Raw genomic sequence first — 15,728 nt, forward strand, 5'->3', positions numbered from 1 at the left:
CCGCTAGGAGCCGCCGTCCTCCGCGAGGGCGCGCAGCGCCAGCCGGTACGAGCCGATGCCGAATCCGGCGACCGTACCGGAGGCGACGGCGGCCACGACGGAGTTGTGCCGGAACGCCTCGCGCGCGTACGGGTTGGAGATGTGCACCTCGATCAGCGGCGCGGTCCGCTGCGCGGCGGCGTCGCGCATCGCGTAGGAGTAGTGCGTGAAGGCGCCGGGGTTGAGGACGACGGGAATCCGGCCGTCGGCCGCCTCGTGCAGCCAGCCGATCAGCTCCGCCTCGTCGTTGGTCTCGCGGACCTCGACGTCGAAGCCCAGCTCGGCGCCGAGCTTGGTGCACTCCTCGACCAGACCGGCGTACGAGGTCGCGCCGTAGACGTCGGGCTCGCGGGAGCCGAGGCGCCCGAGGTTGGGGCCGTTGAGCACCAGGACGCGGGTGGTCACGCGGAGACCTCCCCGTAGGCGGCGAGCAGGACGGCCGGGTCGGGGCCCTCCAGCACGGTCGGCTTGGCGAGTCCGTCGAGGACGATGAAGCGCAGCATGTCGCCGCGGGACTTCTTGTCGACCTTCATGGTCTCCACCAGCTTCGGCCACTGGTCGCCGCGGTAGGTCAGCGGCAGTCCGACGGACTCCAGGACGGCGCGGTGCCGGTCGGCGGTCGCGTCGTCCAACCGCCCGGCCAGGCGGCCGAGTTCGGCGGCGAAGACCATGCCGACGGAGACGGCGGCGCCGTGCCGCCAGTTGTAGCGCTCGTTCTTCTCGATCGCGTGCGCCAGCGTGTGGCCGTAGTTGAGGATCTCGCGGAGGCCGGACTCCTTGAGATCGGCGGAGACGACCTCGGCCTTGACCCGGATGGCGCGTTCGATCAGCTCGCCGGTGTGCGGGCCCTCCGGGCCGCGGGCGGCGGCCGGGTCGGACTCGATCAGGTCGAGGATGCCGGGGTCGGCGATGAACCCGGCCTTGATGATCTCGGCGAGGCCGCTGACGTAGTCGTTGACCGGCAGCGAGGCGAGCGCGGCGAGGTCGCAGAGGACTCCGGCGGGCGGGTGGAAGGCGCCGACAAGATTCTTGCCCTCCGCGGTGTTGATGCCGGTCTTGCCGCCGACTGCCGCGTCGACCATGCCGAGCACGGTGGTGGGCACGGCGATCCAGCGCACTCCGCGCAGCCAGGTCGCGGCCACGAAACCGGCCAGGTCGGTGGTGGCGCCGCCGCCGACGCCGACGATCACGTCGGTGCGGGTGAAGCCGGTCTGGCCGAGCGCCTTCCAGCAGTAGGCGGCGACCTCGGCGGTCTTGGCCTCCTCGGCGTTCGGGAGCTGGATGGCGATGGCCTCGAAGCCCTGCTCCGCGAGGTCCTCGCGGATCGCCTCGCCGGTCCCGGCCAGCGCCTCGGGGTGCAGGACGGCCACCCGGCGCGCCTTGGGCCCGATCAGTCCCGGCAGTTCGCCGAGGAGCTGGTGACCGACCAGCACCTCGTACGCCTCGGTGCCCGCCGTGGCACCGACCTGGATACGGGTGGGGGGCGCCACCGCGTCGTTCTCGCTCATGCGTCCTTCAGTTGGAGTGCGTCGAGGACGGCCTCGGCCACGTCCTCGGGGGTGCGGTCGTCGGTGCTGACCACGGCGCGGGCGATCTCCGTGTACAGCGGGCGGCGTACGTCCATCAGCTCGCGCCACTGCTGGCGCGGGTTGACCGCGAGCAGCGGGCGCGGCGCGTCCAGGCCGACGCGGCGGACGGCCTGGTGCAGGCCGACGTCGAGGAAGACCACCGGCAGACCGGCCAGCAGGTCGCGGGTGGGGCCGTCCATGACGGCGCCGCCGCCCAGCGACAGCACTCCCTCGTGCTCGGCGACGGCGGTGCGGACCGCGGCGCGTTCCAGCTCGCGGAAGCGCGGCTCGCCGTCGTCGATGAAGATCTCGGGGATCGGCTTGCCCGCGACGGCCTCCACATCGGCGTCGGTGTCGCGGTACGTGGTGCCCAGCCGGTCGGCGAGCGCGCGGCCGACGGTGGTCTTGCCCGCTCCGGGCGGGCCGACGAGGACGATCGCCGGGCCGGTCACTTGATCGCCAGGTTGTCGAGGAAGCCGCGGACGCTGCGCCGGGTCTGTACGACCGAGTCGCCGCCGAACTTCTCCGCGACCGCGTCGGCCAGCACCAGGGCGACCATCGCCTCGGCGACGATGCCCGCCGCGGGCACCGCGCACACGTCGGAGCGCTGATGGTGGGCCTGGGCGACCTCGCCGGTGGTGACGTCGATGGTGGCGAGTGCGCGGGGCACGGTGGCGATCGGCTTCATCGCGGCGCGGACCCGCAGCACCTCTCCGGTGCTCATGCCGCCCTCGGTGCCGCCGGACCTGCCGGAGGCGCGCCGGACGCCGTCGGGGCCCGGCACGATCTCGTCGTGCGCCTTGGAGCCGGGCACCCGGGCCAGGTCGAAGCCGTCGCCGACCTCGACGCCCTTGATCGCCTGGATGCCCATCAGCGCGGCGGCCAGCCGTGCGTCGAGCCTGCGGTCCCAGTGCACGTGCGAACCGAGGCCGACCGGCACTCCGTACGCCAGCACTTCCACGACGCCGCCGAGCGTGTCGCCGTCCTTGTGGGCCTGGTCGATCTCCGCGACCATCGCCTTGCTCGCGTCCGCGTCCAGGCAGCGCACCGGGTCCGCGTCCAGCCGCTCCTCGTCGCCGGGCACCGGCACCACGCCGTAGGGCGCCTTCGCCCCGGCCAGTTCCACCACGTGCGAGACGATCTCGATGCCCGCGGTCTCCTTCAGGTACGACCGCGCGACCGCGCCCAGCGCCACCCGCGCCGCGGTCTCCCGCGCGCTGGCCCGCTCCAGCACCGGCCGTGCCTCGTCCAGGTCGTACTTCTGCATTCCCGCCAGGTCCGCGTGGCCGGGTCGCGGCCGGGTCAGCGGCGCGTTGCGCGCCAGGCCCGCCAGGATCTCCGGGTCCACCGGGTCGGCCGACATGACCTGTTCCCACTTGGGCCACTCGGTGTTGCCCACCATCACGGCCACCGGGCTGCCCATGGTGAGGCCGTGCCGTACGCCGCCCAGGAAGGTCACCTCGTCGCGCTCGAACTTCATCCGCGCCCCGCGCCCGTATCCCAGCCGCCGCCGCGCCAGCGCGTCCGCCACCAACTCCGTGGTGACCGGCACCCCGGACGGCAGCCCCTCCAACGTCGCGACGAGTGCGGGTCCGTGCGACTCCCCCGCGGTCAGCCAGCGCAACCTGCTCAACGGTGCTCCCTCGATGTGCGCGTCCCGGTCCGGCCGCCCCCGAGCAACGGCGTGCCGTCCTGTCCCCCGATCCTCCCACGCCGACGTGCCGTGCCCCGACACGGTCCACCGTGCGGACAGCGACCGGCCGGAACCGTCACCCCCGCGGCAGCGCGGCCTCGCCCGCCGCGCGCATGGCCGCGAGGGGGGCGGGGGCGTGGCCGGTGTACTGCTCGATCTGGAGGACGGCCTGGTGGACCAGGAGGTCGAGGCCGCCGACGACCGGGGCGTCGCGGCGGGACCAGGCGGCGGCCAGCGGGGTGGGCCAGGGATCGTAGAGGACGTCGAAGAGGGCGCCGGGGGTGGGCGGGACGGCGGCGGCGAGGTGGTCGGCGGCGCCGGCCGGGGTGGTGGCGATGACCAGCGGCTCGTCGAGGGCCTTGGCGGCGTCGGCCCAGTCGGCGACGCGCACGGCGACACCGAGGCGGTCGCCCCACTGCCGCATCTCGGCGGCGCGCGCCGGGCCGCGCACGTACGCGGTGACCTCGGCCGTGCCGAGCCGCGCGAGCGCGGCCAGCGCGGAGGAGGCGGTGGCCCCGGCGCCGAGGACCGCCGCGGACGGCGCGGAGGTGATGCCGCGCTCCCGCAGGGCGGCGAGCATGCCGGGGATATCGGTGTTGTCGCCCCTGCGGCGGCCATCGGGGCCGAGCACGACCGTGTTGACGGCCTCCACGGACGCGGCCGTCTCGGTGATCTCGTCCAGCAGCGGGATCACGGCCCGCTTGAGCGGCATCGTCAGCGACAGACCGCGCCAGACGGCGGGGTCGAGGCCGCCGATGAAGCCGGGCAGCGCGGCCTCGTCGACCTCGAAGCGGTCGTAGCGCCACGCGTCGGCGAGGCCCATCGCCTCGAACGCGGCCCGGTGCAGCACCGGGGAGAGCGAGTGCGCGATGGGTGACCCGAGCACCGCCGCACGGCGGGTGCCCGGGTGTCCGGTCGTGTCCACGGAAGAAGTGCCCCGGTCCTACTGGCTGTTGTACTGGTCGTAGAGCTTCTGGAACTCGGCGTGCGTCGAGGTGAACTTGGTCGTCTTGCCGTCCAGCGAGATGAAGTAGTACCAGTTCCCGCTGTCGGGGTTCATCGCCGCCTTCAGCGCGTCGACGCCCGGGTTGCCGATCGGCCCCGGCGGCAGGCCCTTGTACTTGTACGTGTTGTACGGGTCGTCCAGGGACTTGATCTTGGCGAGGCTGATGTTCGTGGCGCTGGTGTTCTTGATGTAGTTGTACGTCGAGTCGAACTGGAGCAGTCCGAAGGTCTCCTTGTTGGTGGGGACCATCCGGTTGTAGACGACCTTGGCCATCTTGCGGAAGTCGTCGTCGGTCTTGCCCTCGGCCTGCACCAGGCTGGCGACGGTGAGCAGTTGCAGCGGCGAGCTGAGATTCTGCTTCTTCGCCTCGGCGACCATGTCGAACTGGGCGTACTGCTTCTTCGCCTCGCCGACCATCTCGCGCAGCAGCGCTTCGGGCTTCATGCCCTTGGCGACGCCGTAGCGGGACGGGAAGAGGAAACCTTCCAGCGGGTCCTTCACCTTGGAGCTGGTGTCCGCCCAGTCCGGCAGTCCGAGGTTCTTGGCCTGGTCGTGCGCGACCTTCTTCGTGCTGCCCGCGGAGAGGCCGAGACGCTTGTCGATGGCGTCGTAGATCTGCGCGTCGCGCATGCCCTCGGCGATGATCATCGCGTTCTGGGACTTGGGGTCGAGCATCATCGTGACGGCCGAGGCCGCCGACATCTGCTTGTTGAGGACGTAGACGCCCGCCTGGATGAACTGGCCCTTGGGGTTCTTGCGGGCCGCGGCGGTGAAGGCGTCGACGCTCTTGACCACACCGTCGGACTTGAGGATGTTGCCCATGGTGGTGATCGTCGAGCCCTTGGGGATCTCGACCTGGACCTCGCCCGCGCCGTTGCCCGAGTAGTCGGGGGCCGGGCCGAAGCGGTCCTGGTAGAAGTTGTAGCCGAAGTAGCCGACGCCGCCGAGGCCGCCGCCCAGGACGACCAGGACGACCAGGCACGCGCAGCCGCTGCGGCGCTTCTTGCCGCCCTTGGCGGGGGCCGACTTGCCCGCGCGCCTGCCGCCGCCGCTCGTGGTGGTGGTCGCGGGGGCGTCGTCATCGTCGTCGTCGTCGCGGCCGGAGAAGAAGGCGTGCTCGCGCGGGTCGTCGTCCTCCCCCGCGTCCCAGTCGCCGGTGTTGCCCGGAGCCGTCCGCAGCGGGCGCGCGCCCGGTTCCTGCGGGTGACCGTCCTGCGCCCCCTGGACGCCTTGCGTGCCCTGCGCCGGGCCCTGGCCCTGTGGCTGGCCCTGGCCGTGCAGCGGCGCCTGCGGCTGACCCTGCCCCGGAGCGCCCTGACTCAGACCGCCCTGTCCCGGACCGCCCGGCCCCTGCCCGGGCCCCTGGCCCTGGAACGGCGCCTGCGGCTGCTGCCGGTACTGGGGCTGCTGCGGCGGCGGGTAGCCGTTCTGCCCGTAGAAGTCGGGCTGCGGGCCGCCCGCGTACGGATCCTGCGGCTGGTGCCCGCCATACGGGTCCTGGTGGCCGTATCCGCCGACCGAGTGGGAGCCGGTGTCGTAGCCGTCGTACTGCGCCTGCGGGTACTGCTGCTGTTGAGGGTGCTGCTGGGGGTGCTGCTGGGGCTGGTACTGCCCCTGCGGGTGCTGCGGCTGCTGCTGCGGGTACCCCTGCTGCTCGTACTGCTGCGGGGTCTGGGGGTACTGCTGGCCGCCCTGCTGCTGCGGGTACTGCTGCTGGTGCTGACCGGTGGCGTAGGGGTCGTACTCCGCCTGCGGGTACGGCACCTGCTGCTGCGGCGGGTAGGACTGCTGCGCCTGGTCGTAGCCGTCACCGAAGAGCGGGTCCTCGGGATGCCACGGTTCGGAGCCGGCGCCCCGGCCATAGTCAGTCATCGGTCCCCTTGGTACGCGGTCTGCAACCGGCTTGCCGACCCTGTGAAACGGGCGGCGCCCGAGGGGCGCCGCCGTGTCGCGCGAGACGTTACCGTATCGCGATCAGATGACCACTTCGACGCTCTCGCCCGGAGCTTTACCCGACACCCGTTCGGTCTCCAGCGCACTTTGCAAAATAATGACCGCGGCAGCCTGATCCACTACGGAGCGTCCCTTTTTCGCCTTCACTCCGGAGGCGCGGAGCCCTTGCGTGGCCGTGACCGTACTCATGCGTTCGTCCACCAGGCGCACCGGAACCGGCGAGATGACTTTCGCCACATGCTGGGCGAAGCCGCGGACCTTGGCCGCCGCCGGGCCCTCGCCCCCGTTGAGGGAGCGCGGCAGCCCGACGACGACCTCGATCGGCTCGTACTCCGCCACGATCGCGGCGAGCCGCCGCAGCGCCGCGGGCACGTCGCGGCCGGGCACCGTCTCGACCGGCGTGGCGAGGATCCCGTCGGGGTCGCACGAGGCGACCCCGATGCGGGCGTCCCCGACGTCCACCGCGATCCTCCGGCCCCTCCTCATGCCGCCTTCCCGCCCCGGGCGGCTCGGATCCGGCGAACCGTCCGTCACGCCTTCTCGCCCACCAGGCGTTGGACGGCCTCGACGGCGTCCTGGACCGCGGCCGGGTTCTGGCCGCCGCCCTGGGCCACGTCGTCCTTGCCGCCGCCTCCGCCGCCGAGGGTCTTGGCGGCGGTGCGGACCAGCTCGCCGGCCTTGATGCCGCGCTCGCGGGCGGCCTCGTTGGTGGCGATGACGGTCAGCGGGCGGCCGTTGGCGACGGTGAAGAGGGCGACGACGCCGGGGCGTCCGCCGCCGATCCGCTGGCGGACGTCGAGGACGAGCTTGCGCAGGTCGTCGGCGCCGGTGCCCTCGGGGACCGTACCGGCGACCAGGGCGACGCCCTTGATGTCGGCGGCGCTCTCGGCGAGCCCGGCGGCGGCCTGGAGGACCTTCTCCGCGCGGAAGCGCTCGATCTCCTTCTCGGCGTCCTTGAGCTTGGCGAGCATCCCGGAGATCTTGTCGGGCAGCTCCTCGGGGCGGCCCTTGACCAGTTCGGTGAGCTGGGCGACGACCGTGTGCTCGCGGGCGAGGAAGTGGTAGGCGTCCACGCCGACGAGGGCTTCGACCCGGCGCACGCCGGAGCCGATCGAGGACTCGCCGAGCAGCTTCACCAGGCCGAGCTGCGCGGTGTTGTGCACATGGGTGCCGCCGCACAGCTCCTTGGAGAAGTCGCCGATGGTGACGACCCGGACCCGCTCGCCGTACTTCTCGCCGAATTCGGCGATGGCGCCCTGCCTCTTGGCCTCGGCGATCGGCAGGACCTCGGCGGTGACGTCCAGTTCGCGGGCGAGCACCTCGTTGATCTTCTGCTCGACGTCGGTGAGGACGGTGCCGGGGACGGCGGCCGGGGAGCCGAAGTCGAAGCGGAAGCGGCCGGGGGCGTTCTCGGAACCGGCCTGGGCGGCCGTCGGGCCGAGGGCGTCGCGCAGCGCCTGGTGGGTCAGGTGGGTGGCGCTGTGGGCGCGGGCGATGGCGCGGCGGCGTACGAGGTCGATCTGGGCCAGCACCCCGGCCCCGACGGTGACCTCGCCGACCTGGACGACGCCCTTGTGCACGCTGACGCCGGGCACCGGCTGCTGGACGTCGCGGATCTCGATCACCGCGCCGTTGTCGGCGCGGATGCGGCCGGTGTCGGCGAGCTGGCCGCCGCCCTCGGCGTAGAACGGGGTGCGGTCGAGCACCACTTCGATCTCGTCGCCCTCGGTGGCGGCGGGCGACGGGACGCCGTCGACCAGCAGGCCGACGACGGTGGCCTCGTTGTGGTTCTGGGTGTAGCCGGTGAATTCGGTGCTGCCGGAGCGGTCGGCGACCTCGCGGTAGGCGGACAGGTCGGCGTGGCCGGTCTTCTTGGCGCGGGCGTCGGCCTTGGCGCGGTCCCGCTGCTCCTTCATCAGGCGGCGGAAGCCCTCCTCGTCCACCGACAGGCCCTGTTCCGAGGCCATTTCGAGGGTGAGGTCGATCGGGAAGCCCCAGGTGTCGTGGAGCAGGAACGCCTTGTCGCCGGGGAGCACGCTGCCGCCGGCCGACTTGGTCTCGGTGATGGCGGTGTCGAGGATGTTGGTGCCGCCGCTGAGGGCCTTGAGGAAGGCGGTCTCCTCGGCGATGGCGACCGTCTCGATCCGCTTGCGGTCCGAGATCAGCTCCGGGTACTGCTCGCCCATGGTCTTGATGACGACGTCGGCCAGTTCGGCGACGACCGGTCCGGTGGCGCCCATCAGCCGCATATTGCGGATGGCGCGGCGCATGATGCGGCGCAGGACGTAGCCGCGGCCCTCGTTGCCCGGGGTGACGCCGTCGCCGATCAGCATCACGGAGGTGCGGATGTGGTCGGCGACCACGCGCAGCGACACGTCGGTGTCGTGGGCCTGGCCGTAGCGCACGCCGGTCAGTTCGGTGGCGCGGTCCATGACGACGCGCAGGGTGTCGGTCTCGTACATGTTCTGCACGCCCTGCAGGATCATCGCGAGGCGTTCGAGGCCGAGGCCGGTGTCGATGTTCTTGCTGGGCAGGTCGCCGAGGATCGGGAAGCTCTCCTTGCCCTCACCGGCGCCGCGTACGTACTGCATGAAGACCAGGTTCCAGATCTCCACGTACCGCTCGTCGTTGACGGCGGGGCCGCCCTCGACGCCGAACTCGGGGCCGCGGTCGTAGTTGATCTCGGAGCAGGGGCCGCAGGGTCCGGGGACGCCCATGGACCAGAAGTTGGGGCCCATGCCGAGGCGCTGGATGCGCTCGGCGGGGACGCCGATGACGTCGCGCCAGATCTGCTCGGCCTCGTCGTCCTCCTGGTAGACGGTGATCCAGAGCCGGTCGGCCTCCAGGCCGTAGCCACCGTCCTCCAGGGAGCCGGTGAGCAGCTCCCAGGCGTACTTGATGGCGCCTTCCTTGAAGTAGTCGCCGAAGGAGAAGTTGCCGCACATCTGGAAGAACGTGCCGTGCCTGGTGGTCTTGCCGACCTCTTCGATGTCCGGGGTGCGGACGCACTTCTGCACGCTGGTGGCGCGATCGAAGGGCGGCTTGACCTCACCGAGGAAGTACGGCTTGAACGGGACCATGCCCGCCGGGACCAGCAGCAGAGTCGGGTCGTCCGCGATGAGCGACGCCGAAGGGACAACGGTGTGCCCGCGCTCCTCGAAGAAGCGCAGCCAGCGGCGGCGGATTTCTGCCGACTCCATCAGTGTTCGTCCTTCCGGTTGTACGCAATGCTCCGGCGCGGTGCCGGGAGTTCGGACGGGATTTCGGATTGCGGGGCGCTGCCGGTGAGGCCGAGCGCGTCCTGGAGCTCGCTCTCGCGCTGTGTCATGCCCGCCCGTACGTCCTGGGCGAACACCCGCAGCCGCGCGCCGGTCTCCAGCGCGCGGTCGGCCGCGGTCGCCGCGAGGCTCTCGGGCGTGAGGCGGCGCAGCGCCCGGTTGACCTTGGTGGTGGCCCAGACGCCGGTGGCGGCGCCGGTGACGAACCAGAACATACGGCGGAACATGTGGCCTCAGTCCTTCGAGCGGTTGCGACGGCCGCCGCGCCGGGCGGCGGGGAGCACCTTGCCTGCCTTGACGGTCCTGGCACGGGAGCGGTCGGTGCCCGCCGCGCCGTTGGCCGCCGCGCCCGCGCCCGCTCCGCCGGAGGTCCGCAGGCCGACCGCGCGCCGTACGCCGTAGCTGAAGGCGGCGACCTTCACCAGGGGTCCGCCGAAGGCCGACGCGACGGTGGAGGAGAGCGCGGAGGCGTTGGCCGTCACCTCGGCGACCTCCGCGGTGATGGTGTCGACCCGGTCGAGCTGGCTGTGGGCGGTGCGCAGCGCGTCGGAGGCGTCGCCGAGCAGCGGTACGGCCTGCTCGGTGATGCCTGCCACGAGTTCGCTGGTCCGCTTGAGCGTCTGGGCGAGCCTGGCCAGCGCGACGGCCAGGAACGACACCAGGATCGCCCAGAAGACCGCCACGATGAGGCCAGCCACCTCTGCACCGGACACGTTGCTCCGCTCCCTCACCGTCGGTATCTCACGGACACTTCGCCGCGCTGTTTCGGCCGCTTCTCACGGCTGCTTCCCGCGACCGCTTCCACGGCCGCTTCTCACGACCGCGGTCCGCGGCTGGTTTTCACCACGACATCGGCCTCCGACCCTATCGCGCCGGGCCTGCGCGTCCGTACCGCATTACGCGCGCGCCGGGGCTGTCCCACAACCGGGCAAGCGCGGGCGTTATACCACTACTCGGCGACGGGATTGTACGGTCCGCGCACAGTCAAGTACGCTCCGTACACCATGGAGACTGTGGGTAACCTCCCCGCCGAGCTGACCGGCTTCGTCGGCAGGACGTCCGAACTCGCGGCGCTCGACGCGCTGTTGTCGCCGGCGGCGGAGTCCCGGCTGAGCACCGTGACCGGGGTCGGCGGGGTGGGCAAGACGCGGCTGGCGCTGCGGGCCGCCAGGCACGCGCAGGACCGTTTCCTCGGCGGCGTCTGGCTGGTCGACCTGTCCGGGCTCGGCGACGCGTCGCTGCTGGACCACGCGGTCGCGGAAGCGCTGCGGCTGGCGGACCACACCACCCGCTCGACGCGTTCGGTGCTGACCGAGCGGCTGGCCGGCCGCGAGCTGCTGCTGGTCTTCGACGGCTACGACCGGGTGCACGCCGAAGTGGCCTCCCTCGCCGCGGAGTTGCTGCGCCGCGCGCCGGGGCTGCGGGTGCTGGCGGCCGGCCGCAGGCCGCTGGGCATCACCGGGGAGCGGCTGCTGCCGCTGGCGCCGCTGCCCGCGCCGGACGCCCGCAGCGACGCCGTGCGGCTGTTCGCCGAACGCGCCGCGGCCGTGCTGCCGGGCTTCACCGTGACACCGGCCAACAGCGGTCCCGTCCTGGAGCTGTGCACCCGGCTCGACGGCCTTCCGCTCGCCCTCGAACTGGCGGCGGTCCGGCTGCGGGCGCTGTCGGTGGAGCAGGTGCTCGAACGGCTCGACGACCGCTTCCGGCTGCTGACCGGCGGCGACCCCACCGCGCCCGCCCGGCACCGCGCGCTGCGTACGGCGATCGGCTGGAGCCACGAATTGTGCACGCCGGGCCAGCGGCTGCTGTGGGCGCGGCTGTCGGTCTTCGCCGGACGGTTCGACCTGGACGCGGTGGAGTACGTGTGCGCGGGTCCCGACCTGGCCGAGGAGGACATCGTGGAGACGGTGTCCGCGCTGGTCGACCAGTCGGTGCTCAGCCGCGAGGAGGGCGCCGACGGTCTGGTGCGCTACCGGATGCTGGACACGGTCCGCGAGTACGGCGCGGGCTGGCTGGCCGCGCTCGGCGACGACGTACGGATGCGGCGGCGGCACCGCGACTGGTACCTGGGTCTGGCCACCTGGTGCGAGCTGGACTGGTTCAGCCCCCGGCAGTCGGAGGTGGCCGCGCGGGTCGAGGCCGAACTGCCCAATCTCCGGCTGGCGTTGGAGTTCAGTCTGGACGGCGCCGCGGACCGGCCGCCGGAGGACCCGGCCGTCGGCCAGTATCTGGCGGGCACCTTGTGGTTCTGCTGGGTCGGCTGCGGGCGGCTCGCGGAGGGCAGGCACTGGCTGGAGCGGGCCCTCGACCTCGCCGCGGGACGCTCGGAGGCGCGCGCCAAGGCGATGTGGGTGTACGGCTATGTGACGCTGCTCCAGGGCGACTCGGTCACCGCGCTCGACGTGCTCCAGCAGTGCCGCAGCGAGGCCGAGGCGGCCGACAACGGTACGGCGATGGCGTACGCGGTCCACCGGCTGGGCTGCCTCGCGCTGGTCTCCGACGACATGCCGCGGGCCGAGCGGTTCATCGGGGACGCGCTGCTGCGCTACCGCCGGATCGGCGAACTCAACAGCAACGTCCTCATGGCGCAGGTCGAGTTGGCGATGGCGGTGGCCTTCCAGGGCGACCTGGACCAGGCGGTGACCCTCGCCGCGGAGGCCCGCGACATCTGCCACGACCACGGGGAGCGCTGGACGCTGGCCTACGCGCTCTACGTCCTCGGTTACGCCGCCTGGCTCGGCGGCGACCGCGCGGAGGCGCGGCGGCTGGCCGAGGAGGCGCTGGCCATCGACCACGCCTTCCGCGACCTGGTCGGCGCGGTGCTCGCCCTGGAACTGCTGGCCCTCATCACCGAGGACGAGGGCGCCCCGCACGAGGCCGCGGTCCTCCAGGGCGCCGCGGGGCGCCTGTGGGCCTCGGTCGGCCTGCGCCTGTTCGGCTCCCGCTTCTTCAACGCCCCGCACGTGCTGTGCGAGGCGCGGGTGCGGGCGGCGCTGGGTGACGACGCCTACGCCGCCGCCCTGAGCGAAGGCGAGCGGTTCGGGCTGGACGCGGCGGTCCACCGCGCCCTCCACCGCCCGTCGCCCGCCGCCGCCACCCGCGAGCGTCCCGCCCGGAAGGCCCCCGCCAGGAGCGCGGCCCCCGCGGAGGTGGTCGCCCCCGAGTGAGGGGGACGGGGGTGCTTCCCAGCGGCGGCTGGAGGACGCGCTACACGACCGACTACGACGGCGGCGTCACCGCCGGCCCCGGGGGCCGCTTGCCACCGGCCGGTTGACCGCGCCCCGGGGGGCGACCGCCTCCCGTACGGAGCGCGGTGCCCCACCTCGGCGACCTCCCCGGAGGGGGTCAGCGGGCGTAGTACTCGACGACGAGCTGCTCGTCGCAGATGACGGGGATCTCGTTGCGGTTGGGGTCCCGGTCCAGGCGGAAGGCGAGGGCCTGGAGGTTGGTCTGGAGGTAGCGAGGGGCCTCGCCCTCACCGGCCCAGCCGCCTTCGCGGGCGACGATGAACGGCGTCTTCTCGCGGGAGCGCTCGCGGACGGTCACGACGTCGTCCGGGCTGACCCGGAAGGACGGCTTGTCGACCTTGCGGCCGTTGACCTCGATGTGGCCGTGCACGACCATCTGGCGGGACTGGTAGATCGTCCGGGCCAGACCGGCACGGAGCACGAGGGCGTCCAGGCGCCGCTCCAGCTCGATGATCAGGGCCTCGCCGGTCCGCTTGCCGGAGACCTTCTTGGCGCGGTCGTACGCGCGCTGCATCTGCCGCTCGCTGATGTCGTACTGCGCGCGCAGCCGCTGCTTCTCCAGCAGCCGGGTCTTGTAGTCGCTGTTCTGCTTGCGACCGCGACCGTGCTCACCGGGCGGGTAGGGGCGGGCCTCGAAGTACTTGACCGCCTTGGGGGTGAGCGCGATGCCCAGCGCCCGGGACTTCTTGACCTTGGGACGCGACTGATTCACGTGCGTGGAACCTCCGTGTAAATTAGGTAAGGCTTACCTTAGCTGAGGAGAACGCATGTTTCGACCCGGGAACCCCATGCCTGGCGTACCAGCACATGGTCAGCCGCGTCCCGAAGTGGAAGAAGCGCCCCGGCTGCCCTCGGCAGCCGAACGCGCGCGAACTCTCGTCGAGAATAACTCGTCCGCCGTCGTGACGATTCCCGGCCTGGCCACGGCCGGATCCGACGTCATGACCCCGGTGCGCCGCTCCGTGGGGCCCACCGGCGACGTGTTCCTGCTGTTCCCCGACGAATCCCCCGCCGTGCGCGTGGTGCGGGCCGCGGGCGGCGAGGAGATCGAGGCTGTGCTGGAGATCACGGATGTGGCGCCGGTCGCGGTGCCGCACCGGATCCGCGGCAGGGCCTGGGTCGCGGGCTGGCTGACACCCGTCCCGGGCGGCGCGATGGAGTCCGGTACGACGCTGCTCCGCCTGGAGACCGGCGAGATCTCACTGGACGACCTGTGGGGCGCCGCCCTGGTCGAGCCCGACGAGTTCGCCGACGCCGCCGCCGACCCGCTCGCGGAGTACGAGAGCGAACTGCTCCAGCACCTCGCCGCCGCCCACAGCGCCCAGGTGGGTCTGCTGTGCGCCCTCGTCGGCCGCCGCGAGGCGTCCTGCGACGGCGCCTTCGCGGGCTCGCGCCCGACGCTGAGCGCCGTGCCGCTGGCGCTCGACCGCTTCGGGCTGCGCGTGCGCTTCACCGGCGACAACAGCGTCTTCGACGCCCGCTTCGACTTCCCCGAACCCGTCCGCGACCGCGACGGGCTGCGCCGCTCGATGCACGCCCTCTTCGACGCGGCCCGCGACTGCTGATCCGGGGGTGTGTCAGTCCGAGGCCGGGGCCTCGCCCGCGAGCCGGGCGCGGACCCGGTCCAGGACGTCCGCGTAACGGGCCTCCGTGCCGTGCCGGGTCGGCTCGTAGTAGCGGCGGTCGCGCAGTTCGTCCGGCGCGTACTGCTGCGCGGCGATGCCGCCGGGCACGTCGTGCGGGTAGACGTACCCCTGGGCGTGGCCGAGCTTGGCGGCGCCCTTGTAGTGGCCGTCGCGCAGGTGCGCGGGCACGGGTCCCGCCTTGCCCGCCCGTACGTCCGCCAGCGCCGCGCCGATCGCGGTGGTGGCCGCGTTGGACTTCGGCGCGAGCGCCAGCGCGATGGTGGCGTGGCTGAGGGTCAGCGCGGCCTCGGGGAAGCCGATCATGGCGACGGCCTGGGCGGCGGCGACGGCGGTGGGCAGGGCGGTGGGGTCGGCGAGGCCGATGTCCTCGCTGGCGGAGATCATCAGGCGCCGCGCGATGAAACGCGGGTCCTCGCCCGCGTCGATCATGCGGGCGAGGTAGTGCAGGGCGGCGTCCACGTCGGAGCCGCGGATGGACTTGATGAGGGCGCTGGCCACGTCGTAGTGCTGGTCGCCGTCGCGGTCGTAACGCACGGCGGCCCGGTCGACGGACTCTTCGAGGGTGGCCAGGGTGAGCGTGTCCTCGCCCTTGTCCAGGGCGGAGCCCGCGCCCGCCTCCAGGGCGGTCAGGGCGCGCCGCGCGTCGCCGCCGGCGATCCGCAGCAGGTGCTCCTCCGCGTCGTCCGGCAGCGTCACCGCGCCGCCCAGACCGCGCTCGTCGGTCACCGCGCGGCGCAGCACACCGCGCAGGTCGTCGTCGGTGAGCGGTTCGAGGGTGAGCAGCAGGGACCGGGACAGCAGCGGCGAGATGATCGAGAAGTACGGGTTCTCCGTGGTGGCCGCGATCAGGGTGACCCAGCGGTTCTCGACGGCGGGCAGCAGGGAGTCCTGCTGGGCCTTGCTGAAGCGGTGGATCTCGTCCAGGAACAGCACGGTCTCGCGCTGGTACCCGCCCGCCTGGCGCTTGGCGCTCTCGATGACCGCGCGGACCTCCTTGACGCCCGCGGTGATCGCCGAGAGTTCGACGAAGCGCTTGTCGGTGGCCTTGCTGACCACGTACGCCAGCGTGGTCTTCCCGGTGCCCGGCGGCCCCCACAGGATCACCGAGGACGCGCCCGCCGGTCCCCCGCCGTCGGCCACCAGGCGGCGCAGCGGGGAGCCGGGGCGCAGCAGGTGCTGCTGGCCGACGACCTCGTCGAGGGTACGGGGCCGCATCCGTACGGCGAGCGGGCTGCTGCCCGGATCCCGCTCGTGACGGTCCTCTGCGGCTGCGGTGAACAGATCTGGCTCCACTCCG

At 72.6% G+C, this 15,728-nt stretch carries 14 protein-coding genes; 2 read left to right on the forward strand and 12 right to left on the reverse strand.

The features are described from left to right. Positions 1 to 3 precede the first annotated feature (3 nt). From aroQ to ACZ4EF_RS06595, 10 genes are all read right to left on the reverse strand, one after another. On the reverse strand, positions 4 to 444 hold the full coding sequence (aroQ, locus tag ACZ4EF_RS06550; RefSeq protein WP_355348746.1) for a type II 3-dehydroquinate dehydratase: 441 nt from the start codon (positions 442 to 444) through the stop codon (positions 4 to 6). Then, the gene (aroB, locus tag ACZ4EF_RS06555; RefSeq protein ID WP_355348743.1) at positions 441 to 1,547 is read right to left on the reverse strand and encodes a 3-dehydroquinate synthase; all 1,107 of its coding nucleotides are present in this window, start codon (positions 1,545 to 1,547) and stop codon (positions 441 to 443) included. Before aroB ends, aroQ begins: the two co-directional genes overlap by 4 nt. Further along, positions 1,544 to 2,059: a shikimate kinase gene (locus tag ACZ4EF_RS06560; RefSeq protein WP_355348740.1), complete on the reverse strand. Its 516-nt coding sequence runs from the start codon at positions 2,057 to 2,059 to the stop codon at positions 1,544 to 1,546. The genes aroB and ACZ4EF_RS06560 overlap by 4 nt, the downstream gene beginning before the upstream one ends. Then, positions 2,056 to 3,240 carry a chorismate synthase gene (gene aroC, locus ACZ4EF_RS06565; protein WP_355348737.1) on the reverse strand — a complete coding sequence of 395 codons (1,185 nt, stop codon included), beginning with the start codon at positions 3,238 to 3,240 and terminating at the stop codon, positions 2,056 to 2,058. The genes ACZ4EF_RS06560 and aroC overlap by 4 nt, the downstream gene beginning before the upstream one ends. Positions 3,241 to 3,376: 136 nt before the next feature. Then, a complete protein-coding gene (locus ACZ4EF_RS06570; RefSeq protein WP_402712482.1) occupies positions 3,377 to 4,225 on the reverse strand; it encodes a shikimate dehydrogenase in 849 nt (282 codons plus the stop codon). A gap of 18 nt (positions 4,226 to 4,243) precedes the next feature. Next, on the reverse strand, positions 4,244 to 6,178 hold the full coding sequence (gene mltG / locus ACZ4EF_RS06575; RefSeq protein ID WP_467503116.1) for an endolytic transglycosylase MltG: 1,935 nt from the start codon (positions 6,176 to 6,178) through the stop codon (positions 4,244 to 4,246). 102 nt (positions 6,179 to 6,280) lie between these two features. Further along, the gene (gene ruvX / locus ACZ4EF_RS06580) at positions 6,281 to 6,745 is read right to left on the reverse strand and encodes a Holliday junction resolvase RuvX (RefSeq protein ID WP_355348851.1); all 465 of its coding nucleotides are present in this window, start codon (positions 6,743 to 6,745) and stop codon (positions 6,281 to 6,283) included. 44 nt (positions 6,746 to 6,789) lie between these two features. After that, complete coding sequence (alaS, locus tag ACZ4EF_RS06585; protein WP_391160801.1) at positions 6,790 to 9,459, reverse strand: alanine--tRNA ligase; 2,670 nt, start codon at positions 9,457 to 9,459, stop codon at positions 6,790 to 6,792. Then, complete coding sequence (locus ACZ4EF_RS06590; RefSeq protein WP_188285194.1) at positions 9,459 to 9,764, reverse strand: DUF6167 family protein; 306 nt, start codon at positions 9,762 to 9,764, stop codon at positions 9,459 to 9,461. The genes alaS and ACZ4EF_RS06590 overlap by 1 nt, the downstream gene beginning before the upstream one ends. 6 nt (positions 9,765 to 9,770) lie before the next feature. Further along, complete coding sequence (locus ACZ4EF_RS06595) at positions 9,771 to 10,250, reverse strand: DUF948 domain-containing protein (RefSeq protein ID WP_355348725.1); 480 nt, start codon at positions 10,248 to 10,250, stop codon at positions 9,771 to 9,773. A 291-nt stretch (positions 10,251 to 10,541) separates the two neighbouring features. Here ACZ4EF_RS06595 and ACZ4EF_RS06600 point away from each other — a divergent pair, with 291 nt between their 5' ends. After that, positions 10,542 to 12,704, forward strand: coding sequence for an ATP-binding protein (locus tag ACZ4EF_RS06600; protein WP_467503119.1), 2,163 nt, complete (start codon positions 10,542 to 10,544; stop codon positions 12,702 to 12,704). A gap of 178 nt (positions 12,705 to 12,882) precedes the next feature. Here the strand turns inward: ACZ4EF_RS06600 and rpsD are convergent, their stop codons facing one another. Beyond that, positions 12,883 to 13,497 (reverse strand): 30S ribosomal protein S4, encoded by a 615-nt coding sequence (gene rpsD / locus ACZ4EF_RS06605; RefSeq protein ID WP_188285197.1) that lies wholly within the window; start codon positions 13,495 to 13,497, stop codon positions 12,883 to 12,885. 133 nt (positions 13,498 to 13,630) lie between these two features. Between rpsD and ACZ4EF_RS06610 the strand changes: the two genes are divergently transcribed. Beyond that, entirely contained in the window at positions 13,631 to 14,350 is a 720-nt protein-coding gene (locus ACZ4EF_RS06610; RefSeq protein WP_355348848.1) for a DUF2470 domain-containing protein, read from the forward strand. A gap of 12 nt (positions 14,351 to 14,362) precedes the next feature. On the opposite strand, the gene ACZ4EF_RS06615 is transcribed toward ACZ4EF_RS06610, so the two are convergent. After that, positions 14,363 to 15,724: a replication-associated recombination protein A gene (locus tag ACZ4EF_RS06615; protein WP_355348717.1), complete on the reverse strand. Its 1,362-nt coding sequence runs from the start codon at positions 15,722 to 15,724 to the stop codon at positions 14,363 to 14,365. Positions 15,725 to 15,728: the final 4 nt, after the last annotated feature.

Source organism: Streptomyces sp. NPDC025721, assembly GCF_055558595.1.

Coding starts and splice junctions, on each gene's coding strand:
- aroB (WP_355348743.1), bottom strand. CDS start 1,547: ATGAGCGAGAACGACGCGGTGGCGCCCCCCACCCGTATCCAGGTCGGT.
- mltG (WP_467503116.1), bottom strand. CDS start 6,178: ATGACTGACTATGGCCGGGGCGCCGGCTCCGAACCGTGGCATCCCGAG.
- ruvX (WP_355348851.1), bottom strand. CDS start 6,745: ATGAGGAGGGGCCGGAGGATCGCGGTGGACGTCGGGGACGCCCGCATC.
- alaS (WP_391160801.1), bottom strand. CDS start 9,459: ATGGAGTCGGCAGAAATCCGCCGCCGCTGGCTGCGCTTCTTCGAGGAG.
- ACZ4EF_RS06590 (WP_188285194.1), bottom strand. CDS start 9,764: ATGTTCCGCCGTATGTTCTGGTTCGTCACCGGCGCCGCCACCGGCGTC.
- ACZ4EF_RS06600 (WP_467503119.1), top strand. CDS start 10,542: ATGGAGACTGTGGGTAACCTCCCCGCCGAGCTGACCGGCTTCGTCGGC.